The sequence below is a fragment of the Acinetobacter sp. C15 genome, from assembly GCF_013420645.1.
Taxonomy (GTDB): domain Bacteria; phylum Pseudomonadota; class Gammaproteobacteria; order Pseudomonadales; family Moraxellaceae; genus Acinetobacter; species Acinetobacter indicus.
In genome coordinates this window covers 1-24,927 of sequence record NZ_VOXR01000033.1, presented here as the reverse complement: position 1 = coordinate 24,927, position 24,927 = coordinate 1, and the positions used below count along the sequence as shown (strand labels likewise).

Here is a 24,927-nt window from a genome sequence, read left to right as displayed (position 1 = left end):
GGATAATCTTTTTCGGATTCAATCAATAATTGAACCGCTCTTTCTCTGATTTCAGGGGTATATTTTGGTTTTGTCATCGGGACATTCTCTCAAGAAAGTTGGTCTCCGACAAACCCGGTACGGTTCAATCATTTAGCAACTTTTAGTGTTTTAGCTAGTACCCTCAATGCATTAGAAATTAATGATAAACCCAAGGATGAAAAGCCAAAAGATAAGGCTATTTATGCTGTCAATTCGGAAGGTGATGAGGAATTACTTTCGATTGTTGAAATAGGCAGCGAAGGATACCCTTGTACAATTTTTCTAGATGGTAATAAGTTAATTGCTTTAGATAAGATGTCTTTTGAAAGCAACTTATCTGAATTAATTTCTTCTGCCACTATTGGTGATAAGTTCCAAAGACTTCTTAAGACAGTAAATAAGAAATAGATTTATTTAGAAAATAAAGCCCCATCAAAGGGGCATTTAAGTATTAAAGCAACTGCAGCTCATCAGCTCGAATTTCAGTTACCTCCCGATCCGTTCCTTTACTGTCCTTCCACTTCCTTGTACGCAAGCTGCCCTCAATATAAACCTTGCTGCCTTTCTTGAGGTACTTACTGGCAATCTCAGCCAATCGGTTGTTAGTGGTGATTCTGTGCCATTCTGTAGCCTCTTTGCGCTCTCCAGTGGCCTTGTCTTTCCAAAACTCAGTAGTTGCAACGCTGAATGTCGTAACGCTGCCACCGTTGGGGAATTGCTTTGTTTCAGGGTCACGGCCTAATACACCCATCACAGTTACTTTGTTTACGTTTGGCATTGCTCAATCTCTTAATATGCTTGTACTTGTATATGTGTAATTTTAGGTGGACATGGTGGACAAAGTGGACATTCGCTTATATATGCATGATTTTAAATAATTAAATCTGTCCACTCATAGGAAAAACAATATATAAAAAAAGTGGACATTAAAATCATAGTAGGTGGACAAGATATATGTGCCTTGAATCATGTCCACCCTATGTCCACCTATTAAATATATATTCATATAAAGTGGACAAAATAATATCTATATATAACAAGGTATTAATTATAAATATTATCTCTATGTCCACCATGTCCACCATGTCCACCATGTCCACTCTGTCCATCCAATAAAATCTATTTTCAGATCCCACTATCTAGGTTCTGCATAGCCTCAATACTAAAGTGCATCATTCTAGGCCGTGTGCCATCGGGCAGAGTATTGCTAGACTTCTTGACGTATAGCTTTTTATCTCCCTCGATAAACTCTTTAATCCAGCCGTGCTTGATTAATACCTTTTTGACATTGGCCTCATTCATCCCGGCACACATTTCCTTTTTAAACATCGTAGGTGATACAAGGTAGATTTTGCCCTCTGGATCGTAGTAGCCGACACGGTTATGAATACGTGGCCGGATAACTTCACCGTCCGCTTGTCTGATTACAGTTAAATCCTCAAAACGGCTTGTACCATTGGCCTCAAAGAATGACTTGATATGCTCAAGCGTTTTGGTTTCTTCCATGTTCTCGCCACCGCCTAGACTATTCAGCCAAGTATTAAAACATTGCGCTACGGCTTCAAATGCGCGTCCTTGCTGCCAGCCTGTAATGCCTGCTTGTGTTGCCAGCTCTCCAGCTGCAGCTACGAGTGCAAAACGACGTAGAACACGGCTAGCTTGACCATTTTTAACCTGACTGTGCTGTTCAATAAAGCTGTCCAGTAGAGTCTGGGCTTTCTGCATGGTCCTATCTTTATCCTGAGTCAGATATTCCAGCCATTTAATGCCGGCATGGCCATAATGCTGTGATGCCAGTTCATTAATGCGGTTACCAATGTCCTGTGGTGCTGTACCATAGTTAATACAGTCAAATACGCCGTATCCTTTGCCTGCATCACTAGGAATATGCGCAAAGCGCAGCAATAGCCCTGCATCCAGTTCGATATTGCCACGGCGCAAATGTTCCTCCAGAGTCACTTCACCAGTAGAGGTATACATGAGGCTGAATTGCTTGGCATCTCGGTTTTTTCCGGCCTTGGTACTTCGGGCCTTACCTTGGCCACCGGTAAGCATATAAACAATATCGGATACCGCCTTCGGTACAGCCTGACGCAGCTCATCCAGATTTAGAAAACTATCGTTTCTCAACTCGGCTTCATTCTCTAAAGCATTGTCTGTGGTGCGCCATGACTTCGATATATGCTTAGGATTACCCCATACACTACATGAGGCTTTAGTAATGGTACTTTTGCCATCAGTTGATGAACCATAGATATGAAAGCCACCACTTTCAGCACCTAAGGGCAAAACCAATTGCCCGGAAAAGGCACATGAAAATGCCAGTACAGCTAAAGCATGTGGCTCAATCAACTCGCTAAGTTCCTGCCATTGGTCAAAGGTCCCGGATACGGTATAAGGGCTTTTACTATCACTATGAAAAAGCAGTTCCTCATCTTCACTGTTACCATAGGTTTTATTGGGTGTAGCAAAACAGTAGCCATGCCATCCGGCCCGATCTACACACCTAAAACGCTGCTCTATTGGGTAGTCCTGAATGTAATTGATAAATACATTTTTCTTATACGCCTGACGCGGTGGCATCAAACCATGATTGGCAATAATCTTTAAGGCTTCCTGAGCTTCACCCATAAAATGCTCATAGGGAATTAGCAGGCGGTGCAAAGTATTATCTTTGTCATGGAATTGAATAACACGCTTCCAGTTATCATTATTCAAGCTTCTTGCTTCACCTAGGATAATGGCCGAATGACAAATAAATGTACGTGTCTGCTTCAGCTCACCATCTTCATCCCTTTTTTCTTTAACCAGATACAGCCCATTATCTAGAATATGCAGAAATGCACCGTCATCCATCTTAAAAGGCTTGGCCAAGTGGCCTTGGGGTAGATTAGCCTTTTCAGATAAGGCCTCTATAGCCTCATCAAGGAACGCCCGTATTTCTGCTGTGTCCTCATCCTTAATAAATTGAAAATAGAATTCACTTACACCCACTTTCAAATACTGATTAAGCAATCTGACAGGTGTATTTTGCTCTAATGCCTTAAATGGCTCGAGCTGCAGTTGTTCAGGTCTGACAGGTAGATAAAGCTGTGTATATCCAGCTGCTGACAGTTGATTAATAACAAACTGGATCTGCTTAAAATCACCCGGCTTAAGTGCTGTTTGATGTTTACTGCACAGTGTAGGTAGTACTACCAAAGCAACGGCATACCCAGTGTGAGCGATTTTAAAGAATGACTCCAGGCTATAGGTGATAATGACAGGCTGGGTATGGTCAAAATCACCATACCTCGCAAAACCCTTGGCCAATCCGTCAGGCATAACAGCCACACGCTGCCCATCCTGAATTACGGCACATTGGAGAAGTTCCAGCTGCCCGTTATAGATCGGCATAATTAAAGGGTTTTCGTATTGAATACCACCAACCTCTACATTGATCTGGTCAATATAAATTGGCTGTACAGGACTACCGAAACGCTCAATAACTGGATGATTGATATATTCTTTATCCAGTGGATTAAGTAGTGTGCAATTTGCTAATATGGATTCGGGTTTGATGGAGGTGGTGATATTCATAGTGTCACCGCCTTTTTATCTGCTTTCCATTCAGCTTCGTATGCTTCCGTTTCATTGGAATAATGACTTAAGCGGTTTTCAGCAATGTATTGGTACATATCTACAATATTTTCTAAGGCATGAAAGCCAATAATATTTTGATGGCCAGTTTCTTTTTTTATGTCCTTCAAGCGCTTTTTAATATCTGTAATTGCAACACTCATCCACTGCATATCGCACTCAGCTAATGAATAAGCATCAACCATATCGCCAGCGTCATAGGTTTTAGGTGTGTTTTTAGAATTAATTTGAGTAGGCATGATTACACTCCCCATACTTTTTTAAGCATTGAGGAAATGCGCTGAACTAATCCCTGCTTTTGTGCAAAGTCAGTAGATTGAATACGCTGGCGTGTAATTTGATGGATATTTTTAGGCATGATTAATGCGCTCCTAGAGAATTAATAGAAGCTCTGCCAATTACGACCAAGTAATTATGGTGGCAAAGCTGAAAGGGGTTGGTCGACTGGCTCTCTAGGTCACCAGCACACTCGAAAGTGTCCCCCTCCAACTTCGCCATAAAGATATGCGAACGCATAGAGGTATTACACATACAAAAAAAGCCCATTAAGCGGACTGTATGCGCTAGAGAATAATAGCCGACCAAAGCTAATTCACCATGTGGGTGAACAAGCCAATCATAACTACGAAATTTTCGTAGTGCAATAAGAAAAGCTGTCTTTACCGGAATAAAAGATAGTTTTAATGATTTGGTTGAGAGTTTTTTCATGCTTCAAACCCCTCTATAAGCGTGTCACAAATACGCTGTAAGCTACCGGCATGAAGAACCAATACATCTTTCGCTTTAGGATTCTTCATAAGTTGGTCCATACCCTCGTTGATTGCCTGCACCCCATCCCCAATAGAGATTAATTCGACAAAGCTACAGGCCTCCCCAGTTACGATTAAGTCCGCTTCAGTATCCATTTCATCATTGATCCGGTAAGAGACCATTACGATATCTTTCATGTTTTAGGCCTCCAGGACATTTGTTTGATGAGACAATACAGGGCGACTAGATCTAAAGTTTTGAGCAAATAGATTCAATGCTGTTTTACGTTGCTCATAGGCACATTGGGAGCCAATTAAAATTAGATCCTGTGCTTCTAACTCAGCCAGTAAGTCCAGCTCATCATATGAGAGTGTGTCACGATCTAGTCCAGTAAATTGACCGGTCATGGCCCAGTTGATAAGCCTCGCCTCATTCATGTAGTGATGAGGTTTGGTTTCCTTACCTTGCTGTTGTCTAGACAACTGCAGTACTGCTGATACTGCCTTGTAGGTTGCAGCCGCCTGGTGACGTAAACGGCGTTTATCAAATATTGGATGGCTGCCGCGAAGCAAATGGTCGATCTGCTCATCACACCAAAGAGCGAAATCAATATCGAGCCATTGGGCAAAGCGTACTGCTAACTTGGGATGAAGCCATGTACCTTGGGTAAAAGAACTAGAATTACCCTTCTTAGTTTTTATAAAATTTGTGATACCAGATAATCCCGTATCACTTTTTTGCTTTTGTCTTTTAACTAATGCCTCAATATATCGCTGCGTATCAGGCAAATTAATCCAGTCGTTAGGACGTTTGTTGAATCGCTTTGCTGCTTCTGTAGCATTAAACCAGCCATTTTCATTAAAGCTGAGTGGTTGGCCATTGTATTGAGAGATGATTAAACCTTTCATAGTAACGCCCTCACTGTACACGATTAATATTGACGCTGGATCCAGTTAAAACGCCGTCACTAGAAAGGCCAACTTTCTGCCGGTTATCCATCATCTGGAGTAAATGCTGTTCTGCTTCTTCAAAAGTAATGCCGAAATGCTTTGCAATGTCCTCTAGGTTGTACATAGGTTCGCCGTCATCCGTGTAACCGCTTGGCGGTGGCAGTAGGTTTAACTCTTTTGCCTTTTGGTGCATCTCTGCTTTGATATGCTCAGGCGTGTAGTGCATCGTTAAAATGAGGGCCTGCTCAGTGATGGGGTGGTGTTCCCCATACTGGTCCAGCATTGCCTTATAGTGGTCGAAAGCCTTGAAAAACTCGGGGTTTACATCATGGTTCATTGTGTACCCCCTCGAAACTTAACTGTAAATTTGCCTTGCATGTTTGGATACGCACTGCATTTGAATGCTTTTCACGTTTACGACGATGCATGCCATGACTGTGGAACGTACCTTTATCCTTTGAGACCTTCTCTTGCATGCACAAGCGGTTTAGTTCTTCATAAGCAGTTTGTCTGGCTGAATATGAGCCGGTCTTGCGGATAGATGGTAATACTTCAGCAAATACCCATGTTTGAAAGCTAAGTGCTTCAGGTTTGGTCGACCGGAATACAATTCGGTAAAGGTTTTCTTCACTAATAAAAGTAATGTTTTGATTACCACCATTGGTAGGGGTATACAAAGTATGTATACCCTTCTCATTCATGCTGAATCGACTTGTATGAGCGTTTCTAATATCTAGCGCCTTACACACATCGGGAAAACAAAACAAAGGTTCACCATTGGCATCTAGTGCAACTCGAACGTCATGCTTATTGAAATTAAATATTGCTAGATTCATGCTGCCACCTGCTTAAGCTCATAACGTGCATGAGTACCCTTACTATTAAGGTTCGGCTCGTTATGAGTCACAATGTCATACCCGGCAAGACGTAAGCGCTGGATGACGGCGCTAAGGCGATAGCAGTCAAAATTCTGAATAGCCTCAGCTTGTGAGAGTGTTTTACCTTGTTTGAGGTGGGCTAAAACTTGGGTTTGATGATTTATATTCATGATTAGTTCTCCACGCCGTCTAGCGTTTCGATTAATTCAACCAGGACAGAAATAATCTCCTTTACGTCCTGCTTCTCTTCCAACATTGAGATGGCATCGATAGCAATCGTTCTGGCCACTGCCATACGCAGGCAGGATTCCTCATGTTCTTTTTCAAGATCTATTACACTATTGATAGCTTTACTTAATGGACGCGCCAGCTTGTCAATGCACTGTCGTTTAAATTCAGGATGTGAGCGGTCTAGGCCTCTTGATACCTTCCCTAATTGGGTCATTCTTTTAGTGATGTGAGTCATTGATTAAGCCTCCATCGTTGCAATGTTGGCTTGTTCTTCTATCCATGCTTGAACTTCTGACATACGCCACACAGTGACATTGCCGCTCATGCGGATAGGCTGAGGAAATTTACCTTGTTTAACCCAGGTCCAGATTGTTTTTTCACTAACCGGCAATAATCCGACACGCTCAGGCTTGGCATTAACTTTGCGTTTCATGCCTGCATTTTCGCCTGTCTTTACTGTGTAGATTTTTTCGGGGGTAGATGGCGCACTGGCTAACTGTTTAATCCGTGCATATTGTTCTGTGTAATGTGATGACATAAAGCACCCATCCTATTCATAAGTTGAAATAGAAAGCCTTTGCAGTTCATTGCATCGGCTTGATGGGTGAATAAAAACAAATAAATATTGGGGTCAGGAAGCATCAAAGGAGTAATGGCAATATAAAAACTCTGCCATTACCCCAATATAAAGTTATGATTTTTATTGTTTTATTAAGGTATTATCTTTAGTAAAAACTATGGATTGATTTTCTTAATCCTTCCTCCTTTTGCTATGGGGTGACGGCAGATTTTATCTATATAAGTACGCATAGCTGCACCTTGTACATCTGGATAATTTTCTTTTATCCACTCCTCTACAACGGATTGCTTTGGAATAGGTAGGTTGCTTTCAGGGTCATAATTTATCCAGAACTCTTGAACTACTCCATTAAGTGCATCTAAAGCGGGTGTGGTATATGTTGGCTCTGGTAAAAGTGATATTTCGTTATTGTGGGGGTAAAAGGATTTAGCTTTTTCAAGCGTTGATTCAACATCGATTACTGACAATTGTTGTTCAAAATAATCTCTCTTTTTTAGCCATTCTTTTAATTCTTCCCTGTGTATTTTTGTTTTAGGGTAAGACATGGTATCAATGTCATCTATTCCAGTTCTTGATTGTTCGATAGATTCGCCGTAGTAACCAAAATCATTTTCACGCTCTAAAACTATTAAAGGTGATTTCAATTCTTGAGTGGCTATCGCCTCAACTAATGCCCTCATCAGCATTAAGCAATCCATCCAATTGATAGGCTTCTTATGCTTTAGTTGAAAAACTAGATTGCTATTATAGTCAAATTCGTAATCAATTGGATTAATAGCACACGTTAAAAGGCTTGCCTCTGCTATTGAAAGTATTTTTATATCTTTCCAGTGCGTTAGGTTTGGGTTACCTGCGTTTTGGTATAATTCTCGGATTGTAGCCATTCTTATTTTGCCTCCCACAGCATCCCCAAAGGTGACTAGGTAAACAAGTTGGGTACTTGCTTGTCGGCTGGCCTGCCTATACCTAGCTGAATCAATATATCAACTAATTAAGTAATTGCTAGTTATTGCACGTCCTATCTTGTCGTACTCAAACAGACTTTTTAAACAAGATAATATCGGGGTCATCTTCCTTGTGTAGATGGTTGGCTAGTTCTTCAATGTCGGGGTTGTAGTAGGTATTAATTAAAATGCTTATGGTTTTATGGCCTGTAATTTTTGCCAGCACTTCTACTGGGAGCTTTGCATTTTTAACCATGCGTGAAATGGCTTCATGTCGGGTATCGTGAAAAGTTAAATCATTAATTTTTAATTTACCTTTCACCACCTGGGTAAAGTATGCTGACAATCCACCTCTGCCCACTTCACCATCAGCCACCTTATTTTTAAGAGTGCATACATCGGTTTCGTCTATCCCTCGCATATAACTTAGAAGCTCAATAGCTCGCTTGGATAAAGGCACTTTTCTAGCTGCGCCGTTCTTTGTAAGCTCCAGCTCGACATGCTTGTCGTAAACATCCGCCCACTTTAAGCCTGTTATCTCGCTTGCCCTCATTGCTGTTTCAATAGCAAATAAAAACGCCCATGCTGTTTGTTGTTTCTTAGTGATTGGCTGAGAACGTCCATCATATTTAAAAGCATCCAAGATTCTCTCTATCTCATCTTGTGAAATACGTCTGTTTCTACTTACTGACTGTTTCGGCTTGGCTACATCATCCAATGGGGAGCTGCTCATAATTCTTAGCTCTTGTCGTGCATACTTGAATACAGCACTTAATAAGCCCAAGTCCCTAGCTACTGTCGCACTCTTTACCTTTTTTAATCGCTCATCCCTAAATTGAATCATGTCTAGCTGCCCCAGTTGGTTTACTGGCTTTTTCATCAACCGGGGAAATGATTTTATATATCCATTCAGAATGACTATTTCCACACGCCCACCTCTTTTATGTGGTGTGACCTTTTCAGCATAAAGCTGGATCAGATCAGCAAATGCCATATCTGATAAATCCTTAATCTTGTCCTGTCGTTTTTGTTCTGTCGGGTGGATGCCCTCGGATATTTGTTTTTTTATCTCGTCACGTCTTAAACGTGCATCTTTAGCATTGAGTACCTTTGGATACTCGCCCAGTGTGATTGTGTTTTTTTTACCGTCCAGCGTATAAAGCACTTTCCAAGTTTTGCGACCTGTTGGAGATACGAATAAGTACAGCATCTCACTATCATTGATTTTCTGTAGCTTGGAGGTTGGCTTGATAGCATCAATTTGCAATTTAGACAGCATCATTATTTCCTCAATAATTCATACAGTTAAGAGGCTTTAAAATTTATGGCGATTAACTTTTTCATGTGAGATTTAAGAGAAATCATTTCATTTATTAATGGTTTTATCTCACTTATGGCGATTAATTATTTTTAACCTCCATTTTAACCTCCCACTTTAACCTCCTGTTAGTCTATTGCATGTTATTGCACCACACAAGAAAAAGGCTCAATCCCTTTCAGAATCAAGCCTTCACGTTATATTAGGTTATGGTAGGTTTTTGCTAATATATTGCCATATGATTGCGATGAATCATTTCCAGCGAACGCGCTTCACCCAATACCTGATGCACTTTGTCCGAGGCCAGACCTTTAATAATGTCTGCTGAACGCGAGCTAAAGTTCACCCGCCCGACAGCCACCCGATGGCCTTGACGATCGACACATTCCACCACATCACCACGCTCGAAATGCCCTTCCACGGCGCGTACACCCACCGGTAACAGGCTACGATGATTTTCCTTGATGGCTTTTACCGCACCTTCATCCAATACCAGACGGCCTGCGGTTTGCAGATGCGCCGCTAGCCATTGCTGATGTGCGGTGATACGATCATTGTCGGTAATAAACAGCGTACCGAGCATTTCGCCATCCATCAGACGGGCCAGTACATTATCACTTTCACCGCTGGCAATTAAGGTTGGACAACCCGATTTGGCTGCTAAACGCGCTGCACGGACTTTGGTCAGCATACCGCCACGGCCAAACTTGCCACCATCACCGGCCATATCGAACAGGCTTTCATCTAAAGCACGTACGGTATGGAACAGTTTGGCATCCGGATTAGAGCGCGGATCAGAATCAAACATGCCTTGCTGATCGGTCAGGATAATCAACAGATCCGCATGTACCTGTCCGGCCACCATAGCTGCCAGGGTATCGTTATCACCAAAACGGATTTCATCAGTGGAAACCGTGTCATTTTCATTAATGACTGGAATCACGCGCCAGTCAATCAGGTGCTGCAAGGCATCACATGAATTGAGATAACGGCGACGATCTGCCAGGTCATCATGGGTTAATAACACTTGCGCAGTTTTAATGTCGTGTTTTTCCAGCACGCTGGACCAGGTTTGTACCAGCCCCATTTGACCAATGGCCGCACAAGCCTGAAGACTGGGTAGATCAGTGGGTCGATTCTCTAGTTTCATTCGAACCATGCCTTCAGCCACAGCACCGGAGGACACCAGAATAATCTCGTGTCCTGCATTATGCAGATCTGCAATCTGATTCGCCCAATGCGAAATTGCATCCAGATCTAAGCCTTTCCCGTTTGCTGTGAGTAAAGATGATCCGATTTTAACAACGATTCGTTTACAACCCTGGAGCTGACGTTGCCCATCTACCACTTCTATCATCTTGTCCTCAGTTACTCTTCATCAAGAGCTTAACGTACGTAATATACTTCCATTTCGCCATCATCTTCATCGTCATCATCGAAGTCATCGCCCTGACCCGCCAGACGTTGCTGACGACGCATTTCACGATAAGCTTCTTTAGCGGCGATGGTTTGCTCGCGTGTTTCAGCTTCAAGCTGGTCACGGAAGGCTTTCATTTCTGCTGCATAGTCTGGATCTTCAACTTCGCGTTCGCGTTGCTGTTCAATCTGATCCATCAGGTAGTACACCACTTCTTTGGTACCTTCAGACATTAGGCCCGAGGTCTGGAATACCGGACCATCCCATTGCAGTTCTTCCAGAATATGTTTACACCATTCTTCGCGTGAATCTTCCGGTAATTGGTCGAGCTTGTTCAGCACCAAGACTACGGGCAGTTTGGCCAGCGTTGGCGAGAATTTTTCCAGCTCGTTCAAAATGGCACGGGCATTGTGTGCCGGATCTGAACCATCAATTGGCTGTACATCGACAATGTGCAGCAGAATACGGGTACGCGCTAGGTGCTTCAGGAAGCGAATCCCTAAACCAGCCCCTTCTGCCGCACCTTCAATCAGACCTGGAATATCGGCCATCACAAAAGAACGATGACGATCGGCATCGACCACACCCAGGTTTGGCACCATGGTGGTAAACGGATAGTCTGCAACTTTTGGTTTTGCTGCCGATACTGCACGAATAAAGGTTGATTTACCGGCGTTTGGCATACCCAGTAAGCCAACATCTGCCAGCACTTTCAGCTCTAAACGGATTTCGCGGAATTCACCTTTCACACCTGTGGTAAATTTACGCGGGGTACGGTTAGTCGATGATTTGAAGTGAGTATTCCCCAAACCACCATCACCGCCCTGGGCAACCAGTACTTTCTGACCGTCTTCGACCAAGTCAGCAATAATGTCACCAGAATCTGTATCTACAATCGTGGTGCCTACCGGTACTTTCAGCACCACAGATTCACCACCACGGCCAGCACAGTTTGCGCCTGCACCATTTTTACCGCGCTCAGCACGGAATTTACGGGTATAACGATAATCTACGAGTGTACTGGTGTCGTCATCGGCCTGAATATAAATGCTACCGCCACGACCACCATCACCACCATCTGGACCACCAAATGGTACGAATTTTTCACGGCGAAAACTGGCTACGCCATTGCCACCGTCGCCAGCCTCTACGGTAATGACTGCTTCATCAACAAAGCGCATCTTGCCAATCCTCTAAAAACTTTAAAACCGCCTATTCTGCCATATTTTAAAGGATTTCTCGAATAATTTATGCAGCAAATCTATTGTGCTCACAATTCTTTTTACAATTTGTGTGTCGCCATCTAAAAAGCGCAATCTAGCTAAAACCGGACAGCGCTTATTTTTTTCCAAGCATGATATTCAGCAATCAAATGATTGTTTTTTCTTATTTCTATTTTCAGTCCACAACACCTATAGTGTGCTACTCGCTGACTTGAGAAATTGTTATGTCCTCCCCAACCGCCACGCCAGTGCTGTCCCCTCAATTTGTATTACTGATGGCGCTGGCCTGTGGCCTCTGTGCCGGTTCTGCCTATTTTAACCAGCCACTCATTTATTCAATTGAAAAAAGTCTGGGCATTAGCACCAGTCAAGCCGGCTTTGCTGTAGTAGTCGCGCAAATTGGTTATGGTTTAGGACTTATGCTATTGGTGCCACTGGGTGATTTACTCAATAAACGCAAGCTAATTGTTAGTCTGATGGTCTTCGCGGCAATTTCACAAATCCTGCTGTCTTTGAGCAGCAGCCTGTCTGGACTGTATTTCTTTACCTTATGTGCCACTTTTGGTGCGATTTCTGCGCAGGTGTTAATTCCGTTTGCCTCGACCATTAGTCCGCCGGAATCGAGTGCTGCCATTGTGGGTAAACTGATGAGTGGTCTGGTAATGGGGATTATTCTGTCGCGCACCTTTGCCGGTTTTGTATCGACTTACTGGTCATGGGAAGGTGTGTATTTATCTAGCGGAATACTAACCTTAGGCTTTGCCCTGCTGATGTGGCACAAACTGCCGAATACCGAGCCACAATCCGGTTTAACGGTGATGGGAATTTACCGTTCCTTATTTAAACTGGCGCAGCATCATCCGCATTTAATTCGCCGTGCCTGTGCCGGTGCCTTGGGCTTTGGCATTTTGTCGATGGTCTTTACCTCAATGACCTTTGTCTTGGGCAGCGCGCCTTATCATTTTAGTGATTTTGAAATTGGCCTGTTTGGCTTACTTGGCGTGATCGGGATTTATTCGGCCAGCTGGTCGGGGAAAACCGTGGGACAAGGCAAGGAAAATCTGGTTGCAACGCTATGTATTTCCCTGATGCTGTTGTCCTGTATTCCGCTGTTTTTTGCCCAGCAGAATATTGTGGTCTACGCGATTGGGGTACTGATGAGCTATTTTGGCCTGACCGCATTTCACGTATTAAACCAGAACCTGGTCTATCGGATTGATATTAAAGCGCGTTCAAGAATTAATGCGGTATATATGACCATTTACTTTTCAGGGGCAGCCATTGGTTCACTCGGTGCGGTGTATGCCTGGGAACATTTTGAATGGATTGGCTGTGTGGCACTTGGACTAGTCTTTGCGCTTGGTATTTTAGTGATTGACCGTTTTGATTTTAAAAAGATGAAACAGGCTTAAAATATTTTGATTCATCACTGCTCATGACTCATTCATAAGATAAATCCTGCAAGTTCCTTCTCCCTTTGGGAGAAGGCTAGGATGAGGGGCTGTTATGCTGAATGAGAAGTTTAAACTAGCTTATAAAAATATTTCTTTTTATTATTGTTGATCAATTGCATAGCGCATTAACTTCTGACCTAACGCGATAAAAGTATGACCCATTTCTTTTCCAAGCCTAGATACTCGATAATCAATAAACTCGATATTTTTCGACGTTAACCTCCGCGAATAGCTTGAATATAATCCTATTCTTTTATGATTAAATTATTTAATCCTATCCTTGAATCTTTGATCTCCAGTCGTGTCTTCCAGAAATTGAAAATGAGCCCAACATGTTTGTGCTTAAGTTATGGAATTCGGCTATGAAATAAAAGTCAAAATAATGGCATAGACCACTAAAAGTGACGCGGCCAGATGTTCAGAGGGTTTCATTATTGCTTCCCCACCCGCAACTTAATATCTATTTTGAAACGCGCGCTTTATTCTCTAAAATCTCAGGCAAACTACGCTCTACCCATCCAATCAAGTAATTTAACTTTTCAGACGCTTGCGAACCCAAAATCGTCAGCTGATATTCTACTTTTGGTGGCACAACGGGATAAACCGTTCTTAATATAAAACCATCTTGTTCCAGTATTTTTAAAGTCTGCGCTAACATTTTCTCGCTCACCCCTTCAATGCGCTGTTTTAACTCGCTAAAACGATGTACACCATCACTTAAACAGCGCAGAACCAATACCGACCATTTATTGGTTAAGTGTTCCAAAATTTCACGCGATGGACAATCCGTGGATAAAACCTGACCAAGCAATTTACTGGTTTCATAAGCTGACATAAAAATCTTTCCTGTGAGTAATAGGCTTACTTTTTGGTACGTACTTACATTTAGTAAGTTAGCAGATTAGTATTTAACCATCAAGATTATTTTTCAAACAATGTTGGAGTGAGATATGAATATTGCAATTACAGGTGCAACCGGTCAGTTGGGTCAATTGGTGATCCACCATCTTTTCAATTTAAGTTCAGAACATCACCTTATTGCATTAGTCCGTAATATTGAAAAAGCCCAGGCACAATTACCGCAAGGCATCGAAATCCGCCATTTCGACTACGACAAGCCTGAAAGTTTAAGTACCACATTATTGGGCGTAGATAAGTTACTTTTAATTTCAGCCAATGAAATTGGTCGTCGTACGGCACAACACCAGGCTGTGATTGAAGCCGCCCAGGCAAGTCAAGTTCCCTATATTGCCTATACCAGTTTGTTAAATGCAGATCACTCCAGTTTAGGCTTGGCACAGGAACATCGTGAAACTGAAAAATTGATTCAAGAAAGTGGATTGAGCTATACCCTGCTTCGCAACAACGGGTATATCGAGAACTATTTGGGTGGCTTAACCCAAGAGATCCAACATGGCGCAATATACGGTGCAAGTGGGGATGGTCAAATTAGTGCCGCGTCTCGTGACGAATATGCTGAAGCAATTGCACGTGTATTACTCACAGATACCCATCTGAATAAAACCTATGAGTTAGCATCAAGCCAAAGCTTTACCAAGGCTGATCTTGCTAAAGCCATCTCCGAAGTGAGCCAACAACCAGTGCAGTACAATAACTTAAGCCCTGAAGTCTTTGAGCAACTGTTGCTACAGGTGGGCTTAGATGAGGGTTTTGCCAGTTTCTTGGCGGATGTCGATGCTCAAACCCAAGATGGCGTCATGTATAGCCAAAGCCAGGATTTGCAAACATTACTGGGACGTCCAACCGCAAGTATTACAAGCATTTTGCATAAACTGATCTAAAGTCAGCTTCAGTTTATGGATGGATCTGGCTCAGTTTCAGATCCATTTTCATATCCAGATTGGCTTGTGTGCGTCGTTCAACATTACGCATCGTGGCATTAAAACCGGAAACTTTCTGCAAGGTCATTGGATCATTCAGATTTAATTGCGGTGCAAATTGATGCAGCAAGCGAACCTTTAACAGCTCATGAAATTCCAGACCGACCGGGCCATTAAATAAAATCTTCACTGGCAGCCGATAGGTGCGCTGCAAATGAAACGGCACACTCATTTTAATTGGAATATCCAGCTGTAACGGCAGTTTGGGCAATAACGGATTCTGATAGATTAAATCGGTGCTGGTCTGTAGCGGCATCAGCTGATCAATTTGAATATGGGTTTTATAGTCCACTTTTACATCAATCGGTGTGGTGACTACAAATTGCAGATTGGCCGGATATTTGCCTTCTAACGGCAATTGCACCTGCTGATCCAGCTGAATTTCAGTATCTAAATGGCCTTGGGTATGCGCCTGTAAATAATTGCCGACCTCAATATGAGTGGGTAAATCTTCCGGTAACAACAGCCGTGCTTTTTGGGCATTCACATACATCGAGGCCTGAATATTTAAATACAGCCAGAACAGAAGTACGACCAGCGCAGCCACAATCAAGCCCAACACAAGCTGATGGCGAAGTGAAGAAAACATCTACACGCTCCTCTACTCGACCATTTGTACAGTAGTCTGTGGCTGCGCCGTTTCGGCCGTCGCCAGACGGATACTGTTTAAAGGAATATTCAGCTCACCCTGCTCAATCTTAATTGGTAAGGTATTTTTTACATCCACTGAGGCCTTCAGCGCGGTTTGAATTGGCACATTTAAATGACCTTGTACCGGAATCTGGGTATTCAGTGTGGTTTTTAAAGGAATATTCAGGTTTTCTTTTAATACCGTTTTTACCGGCGCATTAAATTTCAAATGGACTTTTTGTGCCAGCGGCACATCCATATGAATAGGCACATCCAGCACAATGGGAATGGTGCCTTTGAGCGGCAAACTGATGTCTTTACCCATTAACCTGACTTTGACCTGGGTATCAACCGCCAAGGGCTGGTTAATTTTTAGGGTTTCCCGCACCGGAATGGTGGTACGAATTGGGACATGCGTATCAAAATACACCCGTGGATTTAAGGTTTGGGTCAGCGGAATATCCAGATTTTCCTGAATGGGAATAACCGTATTGACCCGGCCACTGACATCGACATCCAGTGCATCATGAATTTTAACTTCGGCTTGGAGTGCTTCCTGCAAATCAATATTGACCTGCTGGTTTTCGAGCGGAATATAAATCTGAAAATGCCGAAAAATCCATAAGGCAATTGCTACACCTACCATGGCTGCCAGCACCATCAAGATTATGCCGCGGAGCATCAATCTGTTTGGCAACGGTTTATCCTATCTGTCATTTTTGTTTTTCTCGACAGAAATTGTGCCCAAAAACCGTGATACGGTTTGCAATTTTTTGTATAGCATCTTTGCTTATTATTTTAATGGAAGATAAAAAAAGAGCCTCAAATGAGGCTCTTTCTGATCTGCACTACAAATTAAGCATTTGTTTCAGCAGGAACTTTTGGATAGCTTACGCCACCCATCTGTTCAGCGATACGCAGTACCTGGCAGCTATAGCCAACTTCGTTGTCGTACCATACATAAGCCGTTAAACGGTTACCTGAAGTGATGGTTGCTTGCGCGTCGAATACACCTGCAGTACGTGAACCGATGAAGTCAGAAGATACCACTTCAGTCGAGTTGGTATAACCGATCTGACCTTGCAGGTTCGAGCTGATTGAGATTTGACGGATGTATTCGTTCACTTCGTCACGCTCAACTTCTTTCTCCAGCGTCAGGTTCAGAATTGCCAGTGATACGTTTGGTGTTGGAACACGTACAGAGTTACCGGTTAACTTGCCTTTCAGCGCTGGAAGTGCTTTCGCCACTGCTTTCGCTGCGCCAGTTTCAGTAATTACCATGTTCAATGTCGCAGCACGGCCACGACGGTCAGCTTTGTGGTAGTTGTCGATCAGGTTCTGGTCGTTAGTGAACGAGTGAACTGTTTCAACGTGACCGTTAAGCACCTTGTATTTGTCGTCTAACACTTTCAAGGTTGGCGTGATTGCGTTTGTAGTACAGCTTGCTGCAGAGATGATGGCATCTTCATCCAGAATGTCGCCCTGGTTTACACCATAAACAACGTTCTTCATGTCACCTTTACCAGGTGCAGTCAGAATGACACGTGCTGCGCCTGGGCATTGCAGGTGCTGAGCCAGACCGTCAGCATCACGCCATTTACCGGTGTTGTCGATTACCAGTGCATTGTTAATACCGTATGCAGTGTAATCTACTTCAGACGGGTTAGAAGCATAGATCACTTTAATGAACTGACCATTCGCAATGATTGCTTCGTTTTCTTCATCAACAGAAATGGTGCCAGAGAATGGACCATGGATCGAGTCACGACGTAATAAAGACGCGCGTTTTTCCAGATCACCATCTGCAGATTTACGCACTACGATGGCTTTTAAGTTCAAGCCACGGCCCAGACCAGACTGACCAATCATTAAACGTGCCAGGATACGACCAATACGACCGAAACCGTAAAGTACAACATCACGGCCTTCTACAGAAGTTGGACGACCTTCAACCGCTTTGACTGCAGCTGCTACAAATGCATCTGCATCGCCGCCTTGCTCTTTAAAGGCAACCGCAAGTTTACCCAGGTCGATTTCAGCAGTACCAATGTTTTCAACTTTTGCTAATGCTTCAAGAATCGGGAAAGTGTGTACAACTGAAAGCTCAACGTCCATCATACGCGTGAAACGGTGTGCTTTTAAAATCTGAATCACTGAACGGTTAACTAAAGAACGTCCAAATACTGAAACAACAATATTTTTCTCACGGTACAGCTTACCGATCAAAGCGATCATTTGTTCCGCGATTTCTTCACGGTTTTTCCAGCGACCTTGGTGCTCTGCGTGTAGGGCGATGATAGTCTCTTTGCTCACAGATACGTCCTCTAATTAATTGTATATCTAGGCATAAAATTCAAAACCCGACAATTGTAATGGAATTGGCGGCAAGATTGAATCAAAAGCTGTCTAAGACCGCTCTATTTTGCTATATATTCAGTATAAATTTGCAAAATAGTTGTAATTATTTTTATGATTTCGCTCCTAAATCTTTATAAACCGCTATTTTTCATATAAAAAAGAGCAAGTTATCTGTTTGTTGCTTTATCAGACAAATTTTACCGACTGATAACAATATTTTTTTGCTATTCCAGCCGGTCCTGATAGTTCTGGACATTTTTTTGCAAGGCCCGTTCCTGCCGTTTCTGTTTCAGTACATGCAGTACACCTTCAATCACCAGCAGCAATACCGCCAGCCAGATTGGAATATAGGTCAGCCATTCATCGGCTTCAACACGCTCGCCCAGCATCATTGAAGCGAAAGCCAGCAACACCGGTTCCAGATAGCTAAGCAGACCAAAAATTACAAAAGGCAAATAACGGCTGGCCAGAATATAACTGCCCAAACCTAAGGCACTTAAAAAACCCAGTCCCAGCACGGCCCAGATCAGATGCGAGTAATTCAACAGCAATGCCATGCTGTCGCTATAAACAAAGCCCAGATAAAACGCGACTGGTAAAATCAGGAACAGATCCCACCAGAAACCGCCCAGGTTATCGGTTTTAAACTGACGGCGTAAAAAGAAATACAAAGGATAAGCCAGCGCCACATACACAGTTTCCCAGGCCACACTGCCAATGCGCCAGATTTCATGTCCGACGCCCAGTACGGCTAGCGCCACCGCCAGCATTTGCCAGCTGGACAGTTTTTCCTTATACAGCACACAGCCAACCAGCACCATCACCAGTGGCAACAGGAAATAACCGAGCGACACTTCCAGACCACGGCCGTTAATTGGCCCCCATAAAAACAGCCACAGTTGCGTGGTACATAAGAACGAACTGATCAGCAACCACAGCAATAAAAGCGGCTGTTGTAGCACCCGCCTGAAAATCTCGGCCACATGCTTTAAATCACCACTCCACCACATAAACAGGGTGATAAAAGGCAAGGTGGACAGCATGCGCCAGGCAAAAGTTTCTTCACTGTCTAAAGGTTGCAGAAACTGGGTATAGAAATACAGCACACCAAAAGTGATGGATGCCAATACAGACAAAGCAACGCCTTTATACATCTTTCACTCCTGATCTTTGCCGAGCGCTGATTATACTCAGTTCATCTCCGGAAAACTCTGTTCGTGCATGAATTATTGACCGAAAAATAAAAAACCATGCCGGAGCATGGTGTATTTTTAGTAGGAGATTGCTTTAACGGGCTGTCTGTTTGGTGTGAATAATATCATCCAGGTTATAGCCTAAAGATTTGGCATATTCGAGATATTCATTGATCACTTCGGGATTGGCCTGCGGGGTACGCGACAACACCCACATATATTTGCGATGTGGCTCACCGACCAGCACGGTCTGATAATCTTCATCCAGTTTTAGCACCCAGTAATCACCGCGACCAATTGGCATCCAGCGGATAAATTCTGGCAGGAAGCTGACTTTCAGTTTGGTATTAAACGGCGCATTTTGTACAAAGGCTTCACCAATAGAGACGGTTTGTTCGCCATTTTTGGTGATACAGCGATTATCGACCTTGATGTTGCCATTTTCATTTAAGGTATAGGTCGCCGTGACATCCCGATCACATTTATTCTGGAAGGACATCGGTTTACGTGCTACCTCATACCAGACCCCTAGGTAGCGGTCCAATTCTACTTTTTCAACAGTCGGCAACGGTTCTTTTTGGGCATAAGCCATGGTGGCCAGCCCTAAACCGACCAGCACTGCCCCGCCTACGGCAATTTTTGCCAATTTATAACTCGCTTTAGGGAGATTATTCGTTTTCATCAGGTCACCTTATAGCTTCAATATTGTTCTGGAGTTCTCAGCATACTTGGCTAAATTAACGGTAAATTCAGGTATTTACTGTTGTGTTATGTAAGGAGTTTTTTAACAGTTCCCACACTTTTCTTTACTGCAGCATTTGTGCCTTCAAACGAATAATTTCATCACGCAGACGTGCGGCCTGTTCAAACTGCAATTCTTTTGAGGCTTTGAGCATCTCTTTTTCCAGCTTGGCCACATGCTTGGCAAACAGTTTCGGGTCCGACACGATATGCCGCTCATCCGCGGTTAAGGCCAAGGTTTGTGCTGCCATCTGCTCATCAATTACGTCTTCTTCCAGCACCTCGCCGGTATCAATTTCTTTAATGACCTGACGCACAGCACTGCGCGGAGTAATCCCATGCAACTGGTTAAATTCAATTTGCTTGGCTCGGCGACGTTCAGTTTCATCAATGGCTTTTTGCATGGAATCGGTTATCCGGTCAGCATATAAAATCGCCTTACCGGCAATATTCCGCGCAGCACGACCAATGGTCTGAATCAGCGAACGTTCGGAACGCAGGAAGCCTTCCTTGTCGGCATCCAGAATCGCCACCAGCGAGACTTCTGGCATATCCAGACCTTCACGCAGCAGGTTAATCCCCACCAGCACATCATAAATTCCGGTACGCAGCTCATGAATAATCTTGACCCGCTCGACCGTATCAATATCGGAATGCAGATAGGCCACTTTAATGCCGTATTCTTTTAAATAGGAACTTAAATCTTCGGCCATGCGCTTGGTTAAGGTCGTGACCAGAACCCGTTCGTTTTTATCTTTACGCAGGTTAATTTCCGACAGGACATCATCGACCTGGGTCAGCACTGGGCGGATTTCAATTTCCGGGTCAATCAGACCGGTTGGACGCACCACCTGCTCGACAATCTGTTCAGCTTTTTCCAGTTCATACTGCGCCGGTGTGGCACTGACATAAATAGTGCTTGGAATAATCCGTTCCCATTCTTCAAATTTCATTGGCCGGTTATCCAGCGCGCTTGGTAAACGGAAACCATAATTGACCAGGTTTTCCTTACGCGAACGGTCCCCTTTATACATGGCACCAATTTGCGGCACGGTAACATGCGACTCATCAATAATCAGCAAGGCATCATCCGGCACATAATCAAACAGGGTTGGTGGCGCTTCACCGGCCGGACGACCGGATAAATGACGGGAATAGTTTTCAATGCCGTTGGTATAGCCGAGCTGCTGCATCATTTCCAGATCATAACGGGTACGCTGCTCGATGCGCTGTGCTTCCAGCAGCTTGTCATGTGCACGGAAAAAGCCTAAACGTTCTTTCAGTTCTTCACGAATAGTTTCAATGGCGCGCTGCAAATGGTCTTTGGGCGTCACATAATGGCTTTTCGGGTAGATGGTGACGCGTGGCACTTTGCGGATCATTTTGCCAGTCAGCGGATCAAACCAGCGGATCGAATCGACTTCATCATCAAATAGTTCAATCCGGATGGCATTCTGCTCTGATTCTGCCGGGAAAATATCAATAATTTCACCGCGAATCCGGTAGGTCCCGCGCAAAAATTCCAGTTCATTGCGGCTATATTGCATTTCTACCAGCCGGCGGATGATATCTTCACGTTGAATCCGGTCGCCCTGCACCACATGCAACAACATGCTCATATAGGCATTCGGATCACCCAGACCGTAAATAGCCGATACCGATGCCACAATAATCGAGTCACGACGTTCCAGTAATGCCCGCGTCGCCGACAGTCGCATCTGGTCAATGTGATCATTAATGGCGGCATCTTTTTCAATAAAGGTATCGGAAGATGGCACATAGGCTTCCGGCTGATAGTAGTCATAATAACTGACAAAATATTCAACCGAGTTATGCGGGAAAAAGGCTTTAAATTCACCGTAGAGCTGGGCCGCCAGAGTCTTGTTATGCGCCATCACAATAGTTGGCCGCTGTAACTGGGCAATCACGTTGGCCATGGTATAGGTCTTGCCGGAACCGGTTACCCCCAGCAGCAACTGATCATGCATGCCCTTTTGAATTCCCCGCACCAGCTTTTCAATGGCCTGCGGCTGATCTCCAGCAGGTTGATAATGGGTAACCAATTCAAAAGGTTGATGATCACTCACGGATAGCGTACTCATACAGATCGAAAAAAATAGTCTAACAGATTCAGCCTATTATCTGGCTTCAGATTGTAATTTTTGTACACTTTCTTGTCACCGGCAGCATCGGCAAGGTTCTGTTTTTAGTCCGCAGTGCAACTGAAATAAAGACCTTCACCCGCTGCTGTTTGGCACACTCTCACCAGACATACCCAGATCAAAGCAAAATCTTCATGTGAAACAGAAAAACACCCTCGTCTTGTGCTTTTTCACTTGATTCTGCCCCGCTTCACGGGCAACATGAACACAAGGGATCACATAGATTTAATGACAATGACTTACCGATATCATGATGAAAGTATTATTAAAAGCTTGCCTGAAGATACGATTTTTGTCTTTGGCAGTAATCTGGCGGGTGATCATGCCGGCGGTGCAGCGCGCACTGCCCTGCAACACTTTGGCGCCGTGCGCGGCGTAGGTCGTGGCTGGGCCGGACAAAGCTTTGCCATTCCAACCATGAACGAGCATTTGCAGCAAATGCCACTGTCGCAAATTCAGCACTATATAGATGACTTTAAAACCTATACCAAAAATCATCCGAAAATGAAGTATTTTCTGACTTCAATTGGCTGTGGTATTGCCGGTTATAAAGTCGAGGAAATTGCCCCGATGTTTAAAGGCATTTCCCACAATGTGATTTTCCCGGCCTCCTTCCGGCCTTTTGTCGAGAAATCTTTACCGAAACTGAATCAGCATTTTCTGCATACCATTTTTCGTGATCCGGTAATTTTTGCCAGCAATCCGGATGAGCTGATTGAAGTACTGGCTTTAAATGACAATGAAAAAAGTCTGGCTAAAATTTTGCTGAATACCCAGATGTACCCGACCGACAGCAATGGCCGTGACCGGATTTTTGAAATTGAAGATATTTTATATGGCCTGAAAGGCAAGGTCTTCGAATGGCAAAGCAACTCTGAAGGTTCCATGCTGTTTGGCGGGGTGATTCTAGCCTTACTGGAACTGTATAGTATTAATGAACAGGATTTTGCCGAAGTCTGGCATGGTCAACGTGAAATTACCCCACCGCGTCCGGCGCATCGGGCCAAAAAATAATCCCTCTTTTTAATACCAGAGCAGCCGGCCACTGAGCCGGCTGCTTTTTAATCCAGTGATGCAAATCACATTTATAAAAATAAACACAATTCTTATCACATAATAAAAACTTGATTATAATTCTATTTTTCATTCACTAGAATAATCGAGCTTCAGACTATGACAATACTGGACACGCCTGTTTTTACCCTTGCGCCGATTGCCCTGTGGCTGGAAGACTTTAGTGAAATTAAAAAACAGTTTGAGCTGTGGCGCGCACAAGGCATTCAGGATTTACGTGGCTATTTACTGGAAGATCCAAGCCGTGTCATTGAATGTGCCCGTAAAATTAAAATTCTGAGCGTAAACCAGAAAACCCTGGAACTGTATGAAGCCCAAGATCTGCAGCATTTAATTAGCAACCTGGAGCAGATTTTTAAAGGTGATATGGCCAGTACCCATATTGATGAGCTGATCAGCTTGTGGGAAGGTCAAACCGAATTTTCCAGTCAGGCGGTCAATTACAGCCTGAACGGTAAACGGCTGGATATCCAGTTACGCGGCACCGTAGTCCCTTCACATGAGCATGACCTGTCTTTGGTGCTGGTCAGTACCGAAAACATTACCCCTTATACCGCAGCGCGCCGGCAGGCAGATCAGCAGCGTTTACTGGCTGAATCGCGCTTTGTCTATTCTCCCACCTCCTTGTGGGTGGAAGATTTTAGCCGGATTAAAAGCCGGCTCGATCAGCTGTGCCATTTGGGCATAGATGATTTCAATACCTTTTTAGATGTGCATCCGGATTTTATCCAGCAATGTATCCGCGATGTACTGATTATTGATGTCAATCAGGCCACGCTGGATTTATTTGGCGCCCCGGACAAAAACACCCTGCTGCAAAATATTCATAAATTTTTTGCCGGTGAAATGCAGCATACGTTCAGGGAACAGCTGATCGAGCTCTGGAACGGCAATATTCACCATCAGCGTGAAGCCATCAATTATGCGCTGGATGGCAGCATCCGCCATGTATTGCTGCAATTTACCGTATTTCCCGGCTATGAAGAGGACTGGAGCACGGTTCAGGTGGCCTTGACCGATATTACCGCGCGTAAAAAAGCCGAAAATTATCTGGAATATCTGGGCAAGCATGATGTGCTGACCAAGCTGCTGAATCGCTCGCATTATAGCGAAGAAGTGAATCGCTTAGAGCGCAGCAGTCTACGGCCTGTATCCAGTATCTATATTGATATGAATGGCTTAAAAGTTGTGAATGATGCCTTTGGCCATGATAGCGGTGATGATCTGCTCAGACGCACCGGTGAACTGCTGAATCAGCTTGTCCAGAATACCCAGTACAGTGCCTGCCGCATTGGTGGTGATGAATTTGTGATTTTGCTGCCGGGTGCCGATGAGATTGCCGTTATTTAAAACCTACTCAAACCTACTCAATGTGGGTTTGATGTTTAATTCCTACTTCACCATCAAGAACCTAAAGCATTTGCTTTAGGGATTACCTCAATTCCATAGGCTGTCACGGTGTA

The 24,927-nt window shown here is 43.8% G+C and carries 25 protein-coding genes and 1 pseudogene; 4 read left to right on the top strand and 22 right to left on the bottom strand.

Annotated elements, in window-relative coordinates; genetic code table 11:
- Window positions 1-475: 475 nt before the first annotated feature.
- From ssb to cgtA, 15 genes and pseudogenes are all read right to left on the bottom strand, one after another.
- Window positions 476-799 (bottom strand): annotated as a pseudogene (gene ssb, locus FTT63_RS11735) (single-stranded DNA-binding protein); the annotation flags it as partial.
- Between the two features lie 347 nt (window positions 800-1,146).
- Window positions 1,147-3,600, bottom strand: coding sequence for a DUF927 domain-containing protein (locus tag FTT63_RS11730; RefSeq protein ID WP_180192335.1), 2,454 nt, complete (start codon window positions 3,598-3,600; stop codon window positions 1,147-1,149).
- Window positions 3,597-3,899, bottom strand: a complete 303-nt coding sequence (locus FTT63_RS11725) for a hypothetical protein (RefSeq protein WP_180192334.1) — start codon at window positions 3,897-3,899, stop codon at window positions 3,597-3,599. Before FTT63_RS11725 ends, FTT63_RS11730 begins: the two co-directional genes overlap by 4 nt.
- Before the next feature lie 121 nt (window positions 3,900-4,020).
- Entirely contained in the window at window positions 4,021-4,368 is a 348-nt protein-coding gene (locus FTT63_RS11720) for a hypothetical protein (RefSeq protein WP_218954010.1), read from the bottom strand.
- A complete protein-coding gene (locus FTT63_RS11715; RefSeq protein WP_071320967.1) occupies window positions 4,365-4,607 on the bottom strand; it encodes a hypothetical protein in 243 nt (80 codons plus the stop codon). Before FTT63_RS11715 ends, FTT63_RS11720 begins: the two co-directional genes overlap by 4 nt.
- A gap of 3 nt (window positions 4,608-4,610) precedes the next feature.
- Entirely contained in the window at window positions 4,611-5,318 is a 708-nt protein-coding gene (locus tag FTT63_RS11710; RefSeq protein WP_180192333.1) for a KilA-N domain-containing protein, read from the bottom strand.
- Window positions 5,319-5,328: 10 nt separating this feature from the next.
- Window positions 5,329-5,697 (bottom strand): hypothetical protein, encoded by a 369-nt coding sequence (locus FTT63_RS11705; protein WP_180192332.1) that lies wholly within the window; start codon window positions 5,695-5,697, stop codon window positions 5,329-5,331.
- Entirely contained in the window at window positions 5,687-6,196 is a 510-nt protein-coding gene (locus tag FTT63_RS11700) for a BRO family protein (protein WP_180192331.1), read from the bottom strand. Before FTT63_RS11700 ends, FTT63_RS11705 begins: the two co-directional genes overlap by 11 nt.
- Window positions 6,193-6,402 (bottom strand): helix-turn-helix domain-containing protein, encoded by a 210-nt coding sequence (locus FTT63_RS11695; RefSeq protein WP_180192337.1) that lies wholly within the window; start codon window positions 6,400-6,402, stop codon window positions 6,193-6,195. Before FTT63_RS11695 ends, FTT63_RS11700 begins: the two co-directional genes overlap by 4 nt.
- Before the next feature lie 8 nt (window positions 6,403-6,410).
- Window positions 6,411-6,704, bottom strand: a complete 294-nt coding sequence (locus FTT63_RS11690) for a hypothetical protein (protein ID WP_180192330.1) — start codon at window positions 6,702-6,704, stop codon at window positions 6,411-6,413.
- 3 nt (window positions 6,705-6,707) lie between these two features.
- A complete protein-coding gene (locus tag FTT63_RS11685) occupies window positions 6,708-7,007 on the bottom strand; it encodes an AlpA family transcriptional regulator (protein ID WP_180192329.1) in 300 nt (99 codons plus the stop codon).
- A 197-nt stretch (window positions 7,008-7,204) separates the two neighbouring features.
- Entirely contained in the window at window positions 7,205-7,933 is a 729-nt protein-coding gene (locus FTT63_RS11680) for a hypothetical protein (protein ID WP_180192328.1), read from the bottom strand.
- A gap of 148 nt (window positions 7,934-8,081) precedes the next feature.
- Window positions 8,082-9,272, bottom strand: coding sequence for a site-specific integrase (locus FTT63_RS11675; RefSeq protein WP_180192327.1), 1,191 nt, complete (start codon window positions 9,270-9,272; stop codon window positions 8,082-8,084).
- A gap of 262 nt (window positions 9,273-9,534) precedes the next feature.
- Complete coding sequence (proB, locus tag FTT63_RS11670) at window positions 9,535-10,668, bottom strand: glutamate 5-kinase (RefSeq protein ID WP_180192326.1); 1,134 nt, start codon at window positions 10,666-10,668, stop codon at window positions 9,535-9,537.
- A 29-nt stretch (window positions 10,669-10,697) separates the two neighbouring features.
- On the bottom strand, window positions 10,698-11,909 hold the full coding sequence (cgtA, locus tag FTT63_RS11665; RefSeq protein ID WP_005176732.1) for an Obg family GTPase CgtA: 1,212 nt from the start codon (window positions 11,907-11,909) through the stop codon (window positions 10,698-10,700).
- A gap of 266 nt (window positions 11,910-12,175) precedes the next feature.
- On the opposite strand from cgtA, the gene FTT63_RS11660 reads away from it, so the two are divergent.
- Window positions 12,176-13,363, top strand: coding sequence for an MFS transporter (locus FTT63_RS11660; protein ID WP_160241468.1), 1,188 nt, complete (start codon window positions 12,176-12,178; stop codon window positions 13,361-13,363).
- Window positions 13,364-13,865: 502 nt separating this feature from the next.
- Here FTT63_RS11660 and FTT63_RS11655 read toward each other — a convergent pair.
- Complete coding sequence (locus FTT63_RS11655; protein WP_180192325.1) at window positions 13,866-14,240, bottom strand: helix-turn-helix domain-containing protein; 375 nt, start codon at window positions 14,238-14,240, stop codon at window positions 13,866-13,868.
- A 115-nt stretch (window positions 14,241-14,355) separates the two neighbouring features.
- On the opposite strand from FTT63_RS11655, the gene FTT63_RS11650 reads away from it, so the two are divergent.
- Window positions 14,356-15,207 (top strand): SDR family oxidoreductase, encoded by an 852-nt coding sequence (locus FTT63_RS11650; protein ID WP_180192324.1) that lies wholly within the window; start codon window positions 14,356-14,358, stop codon window positions 15,205-15,207.
- 13 nt (window positions 15,208-15,220) lie between these two features.
- Here FTT63_RS11650 and FTT63_RS11645 read toward each other — a convergent pair whose 3' ends face one another.
- The 6 genes from FTT63_RS11645 to uvrB all read right to left on the bottom strand — a co-directional run bounded on the left by FTT63_RS11645 (window position 15,221) and on the right by uvrB (window position 22,315).
- A complete protein-coding gene (locus FTT63_RS11645) occupies window positions 15,221-15,895 on the bottom strand; it encodes a hypothetical protein (RefSeq protein ID WP_180192323.1) in 675 nt (224 codons plus the stop codon).
- A 12-nt stretch (window positions 15,896-15,907) separates the two neighbouring features.
- Complete coding sequence (locus tag FTT63_RS11640; protein ID WP_373685681.1) at window positions 15,908-16,618, bottom strand: MFS transporter; 711 nt, start codon at window positions 16,616-16,618, stop codon at window positions 15,908-15,910.
- Between the two features lie 173 nt (window positions 16,619-16,791).
- Window positions 16,792-18,249, bottom strand: coding sequence for a glyceraldehyde-3-phosphate dehydrogenase (locus FTT63_RS11635; RefSeq protein ID WP_075167798.1), 1,458 nt, complete (start codon window positions 18,247-18,249; stop codon window positions 16,792-16,794).
- A gap of 269 nt (window positions 18,250-18,518) precedes the next feature.
- Window positions 18,519-19,448, bottom strand: coding sequence for an EamA family transporter RarD (gene rarD, locus FTT63_RS11630; protein ID WP_005176706.1), 930 nt, complete (start codon window positions 19,446-19,448; stop codon window positions 18,519-18,521).
- Between the two features lie 133 nt (window positions 19,449-19,581).
- Window positions 19,582-20,169, bottom strand: a complete 588-nt coding sequence (locus FTT63_RS11625) for a lipocalin family protein (RefSeq protein WP_005176705.1) — start codon at window positions 20,167-20,169, stop codon at window positions 19,582-19,584.
- 124 nt (window positions 20,170-20,293) lie between these two features.
- Window positions 20,294-22,315, bottom strand: a complete 2,022-nt coding sequence (gene uvrB, locus FTT63_RS11620; protein ID WP_045795108.1) for an excinuclease ABC subunit UvrB — start codon at window positions 22,313-22,315, stop codon at window positions 20,294-20,296.
- Between the two features lie 309 nt (window positions 22,316-22,624).
- Here uvrB and FTT63_RS11615 point away from each other — a divergent pair, with 309 nt between their 5' ends.
- Both FTT63_RS11615 and FTT63_RS11610 read left to right on the top strand, forming a co-directional pair.
- Window positions 22,625-23,404: a hypothetical protein gene (locus FTT63_RS11615; protein ID WP_016660041.1), complete on the top strand. Its 780-nt coding sequence runs from the start codon at window positions 22,625-22,627 to the stop codon at window positions 23,402-23,404.
- Window positions 23,405-23,563: 159 nt separating this feature from the next.
- Window positions 23,564-24,814 carry a sensor domain-containing diguanylate cyclase gene (locus tag FTT63_RS11610; RefSeq protein ID WP_127798559.1) on the top strand — a complete coding sequence of 417 codons (1,251 nt, stop codon included), beginning with the start codon at window positions 23,564-23,566 and terminating at the stop codon, window positions 24,812-24,814.
- Window positions 24,815-24,927: the final 113 nt, after the last annotated feature.

What these genes read in the sequence shown, in the direction of transcription:
- FTT63_RS11730 (WP_180192335.1), bottom strand. Translation starts at nt 3,600, where the DNA reads ATGAATATCACCACCTCCATCAAACCCGAATCCATATTAGCAAATTGC.
- FTT63_RS11725 (WP_180192334.1), bottom strand. Translation starts at nt 3,899, where the DNA reads ATGCCTACTCAAATTAATTCTAAAAACACACCTAAAACCTATGACGCT.
- FTT63_RS11720 (WP_218954010.1), bottom strand. Translation starts at nt 4,368, where the DNA reads ATGAAAAAACTCTCAACCAAATCATTAAAACTATCTTTTATTCCGGTA.
- FTT63_RS11715 (WP_071320967.1), bottom strand. Translation starts at nt 4,607, where the DNA reads ATGAAAGATATCGTAATGGTCTCTTACCGGATCAATGATGAAATGGAT.
- FTT63_RS11710 (WP_180192333.1), bottom strand. Translation starts at nt 5,318, where the DNA reads ATGAAAGGTTTAATCATCTCTCAATACAATGGCCAACCACTCAGCTTT.
- FTT63_RS11705 (WP_180192332.1), bottom strand. Translation starts at nt 5,697, where the DNA reads ATGAACCATGATGTAAACCCCGAGTTTTTCAAGGCTTTCGACCACTAT.
- FTT63_RS11700 (WP_180192331.1), bottom strand. Translation starts at nt 6,196, where the DNA reads ATGAATCTAGCAATATTTAATTTCAATAAGCATGACGTTCGAGTTGCA.
- FTT63_RS11690 (WP_180192330.1), bottom strand. Translation starts at nt 6,704, where the DNA reads ATGACTCACATCACTAAAAGAATGACCCAATTAGGGAAGGTATCAAGA.
- FTT63_RS11685 (WP_180192329.1), bottom strand. Translation starts at nt 7,007, where the DNA reads ATGTCATCACATTACACAGAACAATATGCACGGATTAAACAGTTAGCC.
- FTT63_RS11680 (WP_180192328.1), bottom strand. Translation starts at nt 7,933, where the DNA reads ATGGCTACAATCCGAGAATTATACCAAAACGCAGGTAACCCAAACCTA.
- FTT63_RS11675 (WP_180192327.1), bottom strand. Translation starts at nt 9,272, where the DNA reads ATGCTGTCTAAATTGCAAATTGATGCTATCAAGCCAACCTCCAAGCTA.
- proB (WP_180192326.1), bottom strand. Translation starts at nt 10,668, where the DNA reads ATGATAGAAGTGGTAGATGGGCAACGTCAGCTCCAGGGTTGTAAACGA.
- cgtA (WP_005176732.1), bottom strand. Translation starts at nt 11,909, where the DNA reads ATGCGCTTTGTTGATGAAGCAGTCATTACCGTAGAGGCTGGCGACGGT.
- FTT63_RS11660 (WP_160241468.1), top strand. Translation starts at nt 12,176, where the DNA reads ATGTCCTCCCCAACCGCCACGCCAGTGCTGTCCCCTCAATTTGTATTA.
- FTT63_RS11655 (WP_180192325.1), bottom strand. Translation starts at nt 14,240, where the DNA reads ATGTCAGCTTATGAAACCAGTAAATTGCTTGGTCAGGTTTTATCCACG.
- FTT63_RS11650 (WP_180192324.1), top strand. Translation starts at nt 14,356, where the DNA reads ATGAATATTGCAATTACAGGTGCAACCGGTCAGTTGGGTCAATTGGTG.
- FTT63_RS11645 (WP_180192323.1), bottom strand. Translation starts at nt 15,895, where the DNA reads ATGTTTTCTTCACTTCGCCATCAGCTTGTGTTGGGCTTGATTGTGGCT.
- FTT63_RS11640 (WP_373685681.1), bottom strand. Translation starts at nt 16,618, where the DNA reads ATGCTCCGCGGCATAATCTTGATGGTGCTGGCAGCCATGGTAGGTGTA.
- rarD (WP_005176706.1), bottom strand. Translation starts at nt 19,448, where the DNA reads ATGTATAAAGGCGTTGCTTTGTCTGTATTGGCATCCATCACTTTTGGT.
- FTT63_RS11625 (WP_005176705.1), bottom strand. Translation starts at nt 20,169, where the DNA reads ATGAAAACGAATAATCTCCCTAAAGCGAGTTATAAATTGGCAAAAATT.
- FTT63_RS11615 (WP_016660041.1), top strand. Translation starts at nt 22,625, where the DNA reads ATGACTTACCGATATCATGATGAAAGTATTATTAAAAGCTTGCCTGAA.
- FTT63_RS11610 (WP_127798559.1), top strand. Translation starts at nt 23,564, where the DNA reads ATGACAATACTGGACACGCCTGTTTTTACCCTTGCGCCGATTGCCCTG.